General features: G+C 35.5%; 17 protein-coding genes and 1 tRNA gene. 10 read left to right on the forward strand and 8 right to left on the reverse strand.

What is annotated here, in order from left to right:
- Window positions 1-154 precede the first annotated feature (154 nt).
- Complete coding sequence (locus PMN2A_RS10655) at window positions 155-319, forward strand: hypothetical protein (RefSeq protein WP_011294622.1); 165 nt, start codon at window positions 155-157, stop codon at window positions 317-319.
- Between the two features lie 105 nt (window positions 320-424).
- Here the strand turns inward: PMN2A_RS10655 and PMN2A_RS10115 are convergent, their stop codons facing one another.
- From PMN2A_RS10115 to PMN2A_RS05680, 3 genes are all read right to left on the reverse strand, one after another.
- Window positions 425-601 (reverse strand): DUF4278 domain-containing protein, encoded by a 177-nt coding sequence (locus PMN2A_RS10115; protein ID WP_343222718.1) that lies wholly within the window; start codon window positions 599-601, stop codon window positions 425-427.
- A gap of 243 nt (window positions 602-844) precedes the next feature.
- Window positions 845-1108, reverse strand: coding sequence for a DUF1651 domain-containing protein (locus PMN2A_RS05675; protein WP_011294623.1), 264 nt, complete (start codon window positions 1106-1108; stop codon window positions 845-847).
- Between the two features lie 2 nt (window positions 1109-1110).
- Window positions 1111-1326 carry a hypothetical protein gene (locus tag PMN2A_RS05680; protein ID WP_011294624.1) on the reverse strand — a complete coding sequence of 72 codons (216 nt, stop codon included), beginning with the start codon at window positions 1324-1326 and terminating at the stop codon, window positions 1111-1113.
- Between the two features lie 309 nt (window positions 1327-1635).
- On the opposite strand from PMN2A_RS05680, the gene PMN2A_RS05685 reads away from it, so the two are divergent.
- Complete coding sequence (locus PMN2A_RS05685; RefSeq protein WP_011294625.1) at window positions 1636-1842, forward strand: hypothetical protein; 207 nt, start codon at window positions 1636-1638, stop codon at window positions 1840-1842.
- 84 nt (window positions 1843-1926) lie between these two features.
- Here the strand turns inward: PMN2A_RS05685 and PMN2A_RS05690 are convergent, their stop codons facing one another.
- Window positions 1927-2139: a hypothetical protein gene (locus PMN2A_RS05690; protein ID WP_011294626.1), complete on the reverse strand. Its 213-nt coding sequence runs from the start codon at window positions 2137-2139 to the stop codon at window positions 1927-1929.
- A gap of 857 nt (window positions 2140-2996) precedes the next feature.
- Between PMN2A_RS05690 and PMN2A_RS05700 the strand changes: the two genes are divergently transcribed.
- Window positions 2997-3794: a TIGR01548 family HAD-type hydrolase gene (locus PMN2A_RS05700; protein WP_036906404.1), complete on the forward strand. Its 798-nt coding sequence runs from the start codon at window positions 2997-2999 to the stop codon at window positions 3792-3794.
- A gap of 159 nt (window positions 3795-3953) precedes the next feature.
- Here the strand turns inward: PMN2A_RS05700 and PMN2A_RS05705 are convergent, their stop codons facing one another.
- From PMN2A_RS05705 to PMN2A_RS10660, 4 genes are read right to left on the reverse strand one after another with little or no spacing between them, the layout of a single operon-like run.
- On the reverse strand, window positions 3954-4238 hold the full coding sequence (locus PMN2A_RS05705) for a hypothetical protein (RefSeq protein ID WP_011294629.1): 285 nt from the start codon (window positions 4236-4238) through the stop codon (window positions 3954-3956).
- A 55-nt stretch (window positions 4239-4293) separates the two neighbouring features.
- A complete protein-coding gene (locus tag PMN2A_RS05710; protein ID WP_011294630.1) occupies window positions 4294-4476 on the reverse strand; it encodes a hypothetical protein in 183 nt (60 codons plus the stop codon).
- Entirely contained in the window at window positions 4469-4675 is a 207-nt protein-coding gene (locus tag PMN2A_RS05715) for a hypothetical protein (RefSeq protein WP_011295095.1), read from the reverse strand. Before PMN2A_RS05715 ends, PMN2A_RS05710 begins: the two co-directional genes overlap by 8 nt.
- Entirely contained in the window at window positions 4675-4842 is a 168-nt protein-coding gene (locus PMN2A_RS10660; protein WP_187146435.1) for a hypothetical protein, read from the reverse strand. The genes PMN2A_RS05715 and PMN2A_RS10660 overlap by 1 nt, the downstream gene beginning before the upstream one ends.
- A 288-nt stretch (window positions 4843-5130) precedes the next feature.
- Between PMN2A_RS10660 and PMN2A_RS05725 the strand changes: the two genes are divergently transcribed.
- From PMN2A_RS05725 to PMN2A_RS05750, 7 genes are all read left to right on the forward strand, one after another.
- On the forward strand, window positions 5131-5727 hold the full coding sequence (locus PMN2A_RS05725) for a hypothetical protein (protein WP_041710989.1): 597 nt from the start codon (window positions 5131-5133) through the stop codon (window positions 5725-5727).
- Window positions 5728-5837: 110 nt separating this feature from the next.
- Window positions 5838-6002, forward strand: a complete 165-nt coding sequence (locus PMN2A_RS10665) for a hypothetical protein (protein WP_011294632.1) — start codon at window positions 5838-5840, stop codon at window positions 6000-6002.
- Between the two features lie 65 nt (window positions 6003-6067).
- Window positions 6068-6139 (forward strand) — tRNA-Gly (locus PMN2A_RS05730).
- A 104-nt stretch (window positions 6140-6243) separates the two neighbouring features.
- Window positions 6244-6588: a hypothetical protein gene (locus PMN2A_RS05735; protein ID WP_011294633.1), complete on the forward strand. Its 345-nt coding sequence runs from the start codon at window positions 6244-6246 to the stop codon at window positions 6586-6588.
- Between the two features lie 102 nt (window positions 6589-6690).
- On the forward strand, window positions 6691-6912 hold the full coding sequence (locus tag PMN2A_RS10670; RefSeq protein WP_041710991.1) for a hypothetical protein: 222 nt from the start codon (window positions 6691-6693) through the stop codon (window positions 6910-6912).
- A 106-nt stretch (window positions 6913-7018) separates the two neighbouring features.
- Window positions 7019-7270: a hypothetical protein gene (locus tag PMN2A_RS05745; RefSeq protein ID WP_011294634.1), complete on the forward strand. Its 252-nt coding sequence runs from the start codon at window positions 7019-7021 to the stop codon at window positions 7268-7270.
- Between the two features lie 212 nt (window positions 7271-7482).
- Window positions 7483-9177, forward strand: coding sequence for a protein adenylyltransferase SelO family protein (locus PMN2A_RS05750; RefSeq protein ID WP_011294635.1), 1695 nt, complete (start codon window positions 7483-7485; stop codon window positions 9175-9177).
- The last annotated feature ends 96 nt before the right edge of the window (window positions 9178-9273 follow it).

Here is a 9273-nt window from a genome sequence, read left to right on the forward strand (position 1 = left end):
AACATCAACTTAGTAAAGCTATAAGCATAATCTTTGAGACATAAATTTTTCTGAAATCTCTTACTCAGGTACTAGTTAATTCTACTTGAGTAAAAGCCGAGGTTTATAAAATCAGCAAGATCGATTAGAACATACATATACGACATGGAGGTTTATGAAACTAAGTACTCCTTTCAACATGATCAAAAATGCATTAAGTGATATTCGTACAATGCATGACTTCTCTTACACAGTTCCTAATGAAACTAGAGAAGAGTTTTGGGACAAAGAATGTATAAGCCATCCAACAGCATCTACTTGCAAAGTTTATGAGGGCTAAGAAAAGAAAACGCTGTAAAAGTTAATAGCTGTTTGATCGAAAGAAGATTCATTTAGGCAAAAAAAAGGCCCTGCGAAACAGGGCCTCATAAAAATAGTTTTCAAGCTAATGCAGATATCGGTGACCACGATAAGACAATTGGGAATTCAGCTCAGATCTAGCATCACTTCTGCATGTGTTGTAGTGATTACGCCTGTAAGTGAGCTCAACACAATCTTTTTGTGCTTTTTGCTCTTTGTGCTGGACATAGTTTTGTCCACGATAAAGAAGAGTTGTCATCATCCATACTCCGAATGTTGATTTAAGTCCCCGTTCCTTGGCTTAAATCGAAATGCGGCTCGCAATGTAGCGAGTTGAACGTTTTGGTAGCGGTTGCTACAAAAAATATTATGTTACGTATAGATAGCCCATGTAGTTCATCACGATACAAAACCATCTAGTGGTATGTACTCAAATTTCTCATTAATTTTTTTGTGCATATCTAAATTAACGGAGAATTAGACTAAAAATATTTTTTCATCAGTTCTAAAGGGTCTTCCATAAAGGTTTCTCAGAAACTTCCCACTCTGTTTCCACTGAAGACCTCCATAGGGCTCTTGCTTTTTCATAAGTTAATTTCTCACTTTCATGTAACTCAACATGAGGAGTAATACCGTGTAGGAATCCAAGCCTACAGCTAGCGTAGTGAACCCTCATATATGTAGTTCCGTCTTCATCAGAGTGTTTGTCTTGAAAAAACCTCATTGCCCAGACACGATCTTTCTTCACAAGCCAACTTTCATGTTGCATTTTTAGTAGGAGCTTGGATTATCTCTTTTATGCTGTCTTGCCTTTGAATGACAACTATCTAGTGACCAACGATTTTTGACAATTTCAAGAAAATCACATATGAATTCATCTGGGCAATCGAGTTCCTCCTGCAATTCAGCTAATTCATCAATAAAGAAATCGAATGTTTTGCTAATTAAACCTGACTTTTGCTTTTGTGACGGAGTCCATTTGCCCATAACTAATAAAAAATATTATGTAAAGTAGTTATCTAAACTATTACCGCAGAGCCAATTTGGTAAACACCTGCTATTAAAAGAAAAACGGGAAGGTTTATTAAGACTAATAGTTTAGCTGCAGTAATTTTGTTAATTGCTGGCATAGCTAAAATCTTTTTGGTTTAAATCGAGAAATTGGTAAGAAACTAACAAGAATTATCCATTACTACAGGTCGGTTCTGGTAGGGCTAACCAGTACGGGTGAAAAAGAGAAATCCCTCCTCAAGCAGGGCTTAATTCCAGATAGAGTTAGTTATTTGAAGAAGATTTATGAAACACTATTTGCTGTTTTTCACATCAGCTTTATTTTTTACAGCTATGAATGCACAAGCTGAAAGTTTTTGGTTGATCCTTCAAAACAGCACCTACGGTATAGAAAAAATAGAAATGAAAAACATGTCGCAATGCGAGGAACAAGGTAAGGAGTACAAAAAAAGTTCGGGTATTCCTCGTTACTTGTGCTTAATTGGCAAATAAGGAAAAGTATCAAAACCAATGCCTAATAGGGGTAACTGGATAATTAACTAACTGACTTTTGATTTGGAAACGAATTGAGGTGTTTTAACAACAATCACAACCTTTTTCGGATGTAATTGCATTTTCTTCAAAAGTATCAGCAATATCTCGAAGCATTAGCGCGATAAAAGCAGGAGGACATTGGAGCTCACTAGCATACTTAGCGTATTGCTGAGCAGTTCCCTGCATTGCTGGAATAATGATTTTATCGATTTGATCTTCAGTGGGTGACCACTTCGTTTCACATTTTTCAGTCATAGTTTGCAGTCACCAACAACAAGACCATAAATGTATTTTCCATAGAGTCAATGTATTAAATCCATTTACCACATGTTCAAGCATTTGCTCAAACGACACCTAATTTCATTCCACTTTTCACCTTCGCAAGAATCTTATCGTCTAGATCATTATCTGTTTGAAGAACGAGCCATTCAATTGCGCTGATAATAAAAGCTTTCATTTGCTTCTTAAAAAATTTTTTCAACATCAAAAAGAGCACTGGCTTAAGTATTAAGAAAAGGAAACTAACCATTGCATACAATTTATTCAATATGGTTTTACCTCATTTTCTCAAATATTGGTGTAACCACCCTAAAAAACTTCGCATTGCACTACAACAACGGCTTTAACAGTTGTTTAAATTCATGGAGTCTTTTTGAATTATTCATGCTTACTCCTTATCACATAATTTTGTTCGCGATACTTTTAGTAGTTAGTTCTGCTTCAATTTTTCAAATGTCCACAGCAGAACAAAGCTGATGACATCATTTTACATAATTTCCATGGCAGGTTATTTCTATTTGATGGCTTGTTTATGGAGGGATTTAAGAAGAACCAAAACAAGTTGAAATTAACTTAAATTTTTAATTTTTAAAATTGCTTGGTAACTTCAAAGAAGACTGAAACAAAATCTCTTGCATTTTTATTAAACCAATGAATAGTATTACAAGATTTTCGGCAATTGGTTTACCTGCGGTAATTGGTGTGGGTATTGCGTGGCTTGGTAATCGAATTATTAAAAATGAAAAAGTACTCAAAGATCGTGAGTTAGAACTTAAGCTTCACGTAAACAATAAATTCCATTGAACTTTTGTAATTAGAGAGAAAACTCAATGATGAATAATATTGGCCTAATTTTATTTGATATAGATGGGGTTATTCGTGACGTGACCAACAGCTATCGATTAGCTATCCAAGAAACTGTAAATTTTTTTAGTGGGTGGAGACCCTCAATAGAAGATATTGATTCTATAAAAAGTGAAGGCTGTTGGAACAACGATTGGGATTTGAGCCTAGAAATGATTAATAGACATGTACAAAAAAACAATCTTTCTTTTTCAGCTCCGTCTAGAAAAATTTTAATTGAATGCTTTGAAAACTTTTATTTTGGTGGAGATCCAAATCATGACTCTAGTGAATGGTCAGGCTTTATTAAAGATGAGACGTTATTAGTCAAAAAAACATTTTTTGAGGAATTAACTCAGCGAAGAATTGGTTGGGGTTTCGTAAGTGGAGCTGAATTACCATCAGCGAAATTTGTTTTAGAGCAAAGGCTCGGCTTAGCCTCTGCTCCCTTGATTGCAATGGGTGAAGCACCAGAAAAACCTGATCCAACAGGTTTTATTTCATTATCATCAAAACTTTCAAAAAAGCCCTTAGGTTTTTCCAATCCCCCAATTGCATATATTGGAGATACTGTTGCAGACGTTAAAACAGTTATAAATGCTCGAATTAAGATCCCTGATCAGAAATTTATCAGTCTCGCGATTGCCCCCCCACACTTACATGTAGATTCAAGTAGAGAGAAACGTCTCAGATATGAGGCAGAGTTAAAAAAAGCAGGTGCAGATTTGATAATTAAATCGATGGACAATTTAAAAAATGAAACCCTAAATTTGTTCATAAACCAATAGATAATTAAATAATTCAATTTTTTAATTCTTACAATTTCTCAATTGTCCAAAAAAAATATTTATATAAAATTTCTAAATTGAATATGTTAGAAAGGTAGTTAAAACAATTGGTTAGTTTTGAGTAGTTATCAATCTTTGAGACGTAACTGCAAAACAATATCAAACTGAGACTGCTTCAGCATTAATTACATCATCGTCTGACATGTTTACGTCATCATCATTTGATTTTTTATTTTGAAAAATATAGTAAGCAGCTCCGCCTGCAACTGTAGTGGAGACAATCAATCCAGAAATAAGTGTGAGTGCAACAAGTCCTCCTATAAGGCCACCTTTCAAACGAAGAAGGTTTGATTTAATTAAAAGAAGTAAAAGTAATGTTGAAGTTGCTTTTAACGAAGCGATTCTTAAAGCTGTTAAAGGCCAAAAAGGATTAAAAAAAAACATTTTAAAATTTCTTTCTTTAAATGTAGAGGCTTTTTGGACTTATTGAGGAAAAAAACTAGAAAATGGTGAAATTCCTAGTAATTCCTTTAGGTGTAACAAACTTTTGTACAACTTCTTCACTCATACATTCAGTTGGATAGGAGATCACATTCTTTGCCGTGAATCCTGCACCAATTGCAACCACTCCAATCACAAAAATCCATTTTGATCTTTCACTTGATATAAGTCTGTTAATCATTTACGAAAAACTCATTTATTTTTATTCTGTCAAAAAGTCTGTGTATTGGGTCAAAAAGATATTTATCCAGATTTTTATCAGCATTTTGAGAAGTCATAACCCAATAAATAAAAACCCCAATACAAAGAAGAGTTAATATCTTCGGCCAAAAGTTTTCTGGATAATTCGAATCAGAGTTGAATTCGTCTTCTTTTCTCATTACTTCCAGCGTATACGTTCTGGATGATCTTTTTCAATTTTTCTAAGTAACAAAATCACACCGACAAGACTCAATGGTCCAATTACAAGAGCAACTTGGATAAAGCCTTTAATTAAAGGATCTAAAACCGCAAAAAAACCCATCATCTCAAAAACTGTCACCGCCATTACAGCAAATAATCTTGATAGTGAATTTGGAGAAATAAAGTGCATATCTTCTGGCAGCTTTACTTGTTGCTTTTATCTTAGTATTAGCTTGAATATGAATATTCTCTTTAATATTTTTTGAATGTGCGGTCAACGTCCAAATATTCGAATTGTCCGTCCTCGGATTTTCTCTGCTAAACAACAAACCCAGTTTCAATCTCTAGTAAGTTTCTTTAAAAAACATTAGCTATCGTGTTAGGAAGATTTCAATAAAGTTGCTAATTTCGTATTAGCTCAAAATTAATTTAATTGACCTTCAGATCATTATTGTTATTCGCACATCTACAAGCTTTTCTCATCCCAATCATTATTGGAATTAAGTCCAGGAACAAATTCAAGCAAATTAGATTTCCTTTGCTAACCCCTTTTGCCTTTATCTCACTAGGTCTTGCCTCAATGTTTGAGATGTTCGATCATACGACTACGGATTGGATATATGTAGATCACTCATCAATATACAATTGGCTGTTTTATTCATTTCTTTCTATTGGATTATCGTTCTTTACTATTTCAGTAGCTAAAAACAAGTCGATCATAACTAATAATATTTTGTTAATAATTGCCGCGGTTTTTTCTTATTGGTTTCTAGGCAAGTCAACAACTATTTTAATTCAAGTATTGATAAGTATTCTACTTATATCGCAATGGTGGAGCCGCTTTAAAGATTGGGTCTTCCTTATTTATCCGATCACGGGAGTAATCTTTACTACTTTTTTCGGAATTCTACTTTCAAGTTCAGGTGAACAAATATGGCATGTATTTATAGGTCCATCTGGAACGATAAGTGTTTTAACTTTTTACGCAGTTTTAAAGAGATCAAGAAAAAAAGAAATCATTTCTGCTTAATCAGATATTGATCAACTTCTAGATCCCTGTGATTTATTTAAATTACATTTGCAGTTATCTTCTTAGATAAGATGATTCAACCCCTAACTTAGTTTATTGTTTAAAAGCTAATGAGTCTAAGTTCTCATAGACAACACAAAATTTATCTTGCTGCAACGATGGGCTATGGACTTGGTTCAGATGATCCAGAAGAATTGGCCCTTTACGAAATGATCAAGAAAGAAATTGAAACAGACATTAAAAACAGACATATAGGCATTCAAAGAACTGATTAGACTCTCATTTCAGAAAGTGTCTAAAGATAGGAATAGGCTCCTCAACTTCGCTAACTTAAACATCTGCGGGTGTAGTTCAGTGGTAGAACGTCAGCTTCCCAAGCTGAATGTCGCCAGTTCGAGTCTGGTCATCCGCTTAAAACAAAAAGAAGGGGTTCTAATTGTGTGGTGTAACTCACAACTGCAAGTTCAGTCCACATAAAACAACTGATATAGACATAATTAATTTTTTAAGATTTCCATGGATAATCCCTCGAAGGAACAAATTCTTGCATCATCCAGTGGATGGGTAGCTACAACATTAAATTTTCTTCCAGGATTAGGTGCTGGATACCTTTACCAACGTCGCTGGATTCCTTACTTTGCAACTGGAGGAGCTGCTACAGCTTGGTTCGTTTTAGGTGCCATTTTGAATGGTGATACAGAGCCAACAAAATCTCAACAATTAATTGGGATAGGAGGCTTATTTTTGATTTCAATCACCACAATGATTGAGGCTAAAATTGCTCATAAGAAAGCAACATTAGCCGTAGAAGAACAACTACAGGCAAAAACTCAAAAGAAAAAAACAGGTCTTTTTAGATAAGCAACCAATTCGCAAAATGAGAAGTACTTATATTTCAAATAACTTAGTTCTGTAAAAAGAGGCTGAAGATATGACTAATGCGACAGAATTCTAAATAAGAATATGGAAAAATCTTTTTTATTTCTAATTATTCGATCTAATAAGAGTCTCTTGAGACAAGCTTATTCAGCTTCGAGATTTATGTTCCGTCTAAAGAATGGACAGCAGTCAATGAAAGTGAATAGAACAAAACTTATGAAAGAAGAAAAAATTATTTGTCTTTATAGAGATATAAAGAAAGAGTCGTTGTACTGCCAATTTATTAGAGCAAGCTGGAGAAAGTAAATCAATCACAATGTTTTCTAATCATGAAGGAAGACCTTTAATTAAGGAAGTCGGCTTCATTTATGATTCAACCGTCATCACAAGTTACTCAAAAATTAATTAAAAGATGAAACACTTTCTTTCTCTTGTTGTATTTGCTCTATTTATGAGTGGCTGTACCAAGAACACATCTCCAGTCAGTTCCTTAAAAACAAATGTAATCTCTGAAACTCAAAGGCAAAGAAATCTTTGCCTAGATTGGTATGCCTACAGAATTGAAACGGAAAAAGCAATCTCAGACCTAAATCTCAAGACAGAAAAAGAATCTGATTTAATGGTTTATTGTGAGTTTTTTAAAAATGTAGCTGATACGAATTAATTTGTAAAACGGATTGTATTGGCCATCTACTTTTATGTCTTGCAACTTTCTCATCGACATAACTGAATCAACAATATTACACTCCCAATTTTTTAAGTCTTATCTACTGGTTCAAAATAAAATTTTCAGCATTAAAGCTACGGATCTATGCTAGAAATATAAATGAAAGAATCATCAAATTAAAAGACTTAACTAACCACCAATAGGTCTGAATGAGCAGTACTGAAGCTATGCCGAAAACAAGAACTTTTTCTGAGTTTGCGAAACAGGCTGACTACTCACTCATGGATTCACTCAAAGCTGACCCTCAGGCAACTGACGATGGTGACGACCACCTAACACGAGAAGTCTTTTCTGGTCACTATGTACCTGTCACTCCAACAGCGATTTCAAAGCCGGAATATGTCACGCACAGTAAAACATTATTTAACGAATTAGGCCTGAGTCAAGAACTTGCTCTAGATGAACTTTTTCGTCGTCTATTTTCAGGCGATATAAGCGTTGCAACAGCACCCATGCGACCAGTTGGTTGGGCTACTGGTTACGCACTATCGATCTATGGAACTGAATATACTCAGCAGTGTCCATTTGGGACAGGTAACGGCTATGGAGATGGTAGAGCAATTTCAGTATTTGAAGGTCTATTTAATGGCAAAAGATGGGAGATGCAACTTAAGGGAGGAGGGCCTACACCATACTGCAGAGGAGCTGACGGACGAGCAGTGCTACGTTCAAGTGTTCGTGAGTTTTTGGCGCAGGATTATATGCAGTCACTTGGAGTACCAACATCACGATCTCTCACACTATATGCCTCTAGATCTGAAACAGTACGCAGACCTTGGTATACAAAAGACTCAAATTCAATCAATCCAGACATATTGGTAGAGACCCCAGCCGCAATCTCAACACGAGTTGCACCATCATTCTTACGGGTTGGTCAGATAGAACTCTTTGCACGTCGAGTACGCAACAATGAGCATCAAGATGCAATGAAAGAGCTCGAGATGATTGTGAAGCACTTAATCGTAAGAAATTATAAGAAAGAAATTGATCCGACCCTTAGCTTTAGCAATCAAGTCGTTGAGCTCGCAAATTCATTCCGAGAACGACTCACATCATTAGTAGCCAATTGGATGCGGATCGGCTATTGCCAAGGTAATTTCAACAGTGACAACTGTGCTGCAGGTGGTTTCACCCTCGATTACGGTCCATTTGGATTTTGCGAACTCTTCGATCCGAGATTCCAACCTTGGACAGGAGGTGGTGAACATTTTGCATTCTTTAACCAACAAGTTGCTGCCGAAGCAAATTATCAAATGTTTTGGGGGGCTCTTCGACCTCTGCTTAATGGCAACGCAGAGTCACTGGAAAGGCTCGATAGTATCCGTGATGGATTTACTACAGTCATGAATCAAAAAATGGAAAACATGTGGGCAAAGAAACTAGGCCTAGTCACCTATGACGCACCTTTAGTAAACGAAATGCTACGGCTCATGGTTCACACAAAGGTGGACTACACAATCTTTTTCCGAAAACTTTCAAGTATTCCAAACAAACTTACGGACTTAAAAGATAGTTTCTATCTACCAATTTCAGAAGAGACTGAGAGCAAGTGGATCAGTTGGCTACAAAGATGGCGGGAGCAAGTAATAAGCAAAGGTGATCAAAATGAAATTTCGGCAAAGATGAAAAGCATTAATCCTAAATACACTTGGCGGGAATGGCTCATTACACCAGCATACGAAAAGGCAGAGGAAGGCGATTATGGCCTCATAAAAGAGCTTCAAGCTGTTTTAGATGAACCTTACGAGGAGCAATCATTAGAAATACAGAAAAAATATGACAGACTTAAGCCCAAGAAATTCTTTGGAGCTGGGGGGGTTTCCCATTACAGCTGTTCATCATGAAATAAAACCAAAATTCAAATTCTACGTAGCAAGGGTTGTGAATTAAAAAAAAAGCTTAATTATCCTCAATAGGAAAAGCAAGCATAAAAAGATTCT

It is taken from the genome of Prochlorococcus marinus str. NATL2A (genome assembly GCF_000012465.1).
GTDB classification, from domain to species: Bacteria; Cyanobacteriota; Cyanobacteriia; order PCC-6307; family Cyanobiaceae; genus Prochlorococcus_B; species Prochlorococcus_B marinus_B.

What these genes read in the sequence shown, in the direction of transcription:
- PMN2A_RS05680 (WP_011294624.1), bottom strand. Translation starts at nt 1,326, where the DNA reads ATGGGCAAATGGACTCCGTCACAAAAGCAAAAGTCAGGTTTAATTAGC.
- PMN2A_RS05690 (WP_011294626.1), bottom strand. Translation starts at nt 2,139, where the DNA reads ATGACTGAAAAATGTGAAACGAAGTGGTCACCCACTGAAGATCAAATC.
- PMN2A_RS10115 (WP_343222718.1), bottom strand. Translation starts at nt 601, where the DNA reads ATGATGACAACTCTTCTTTATCGTGGACAAAACTATGTCCAGCACAAA.
- PMN2A_RS05685 (WP_011294625.1), top strand. Translation starts at nt 1,636, where the DNA reads ATGAAACACTATTTGCTGTTTTTCACATCAGCTTTATTTTTTACAGCT.
- PMN2A_RS05745 (WP_011294634.1), top strand. Translation starts at nt 7,019, where the DNA reads ATGAAACACTTTCTTTCTCTTGTTGTATTTGCTCTATTTATGAGTGGC.
- PMN2A_RS05750 (WP_011294635.1), top strand. Translation starts at nt 7,483, where the DNA reads ATGAGCAGTACTGAAGCTATGCCGAAAACAAGAACTTTTTCTGAGTTT.
- PMN2A_RS05735 (WP_011294633.1), top strand. Translation starts at nt 6,244, where the DNA reads ATGGATAATCCCTCGAAGGAACAAATTCTTGCATCATCCAGTGGATGG.
- PMN2A_RS05705 (WP_011294629.1), bottom strand. Translation starts at nt 4,238, where the DNA reads ATGTTTTTTTTTAATCCTTTTTGGCCTTTAACAGCTTTAAGAATCGCT.
- PMN2A_RS05710 (WP_011294630.1), bottom strand. Translation starts at nt 4,476, where the DNA reads ATGATTAACAGACTTATATCAAGTGAAAGATCAAAATGGATTTTTGTG.
- PMN2A_RS05715 (WP_011295095.1), bottom strand. Translation starts at nt 4,675, where the DNA reads ATGAGAAAAGAAGACGAATTCAACTCTGATTCGAATTATCCAGAAAAC.
- PMN2A_RS05675 (WP_011294623.1), bottom strand. Translation starts at nt 1,108, where the DNA reads ATGCAACATGAAAGTTGGCTTGTGAAGAAAGATCGTGTCTGGGCAATG.
- PMN2A_RS10670 (WP_041710991.1), top strand. Translation starts at nt 6,691, where the DNA reads ATGGAAAAATCTTTTTTATTTCTAATTATTCGATCTAATAAGAGTCTC.
- PMN2A_RS05700 (WP_036906404.1), top strand. Translation starts at nt 2,997, where the DNA reads ATGAATAATATTGGCCTAATTTTATTTGATATAGATGGGGTTATTCGT.
- PMN2A_RS10655 (WP_011294622.1), top strand. Translation starts at nt 155, where the DNA reads ATGAAACTAAGTACTCCTTTCAACATGATCAAAAATGCATTAAGTGAT.
- PMN2A_RS10665 (WP_011294632.1), top strand. Translation starts at nt 5,838, where the DNA reads ATGAGTCTAAGTTCTCATAGACAACACAAAATTTATCTTGCTGCAACG.
- PMN2A_RS10660 (WP_187146435.1), bottom strand. Translation starts at nt 4,842, where the DNA reads ATGGCGGTGACAGTTTTTGAGATGATGGGTTTTTTTGCGGTTTTAGAT.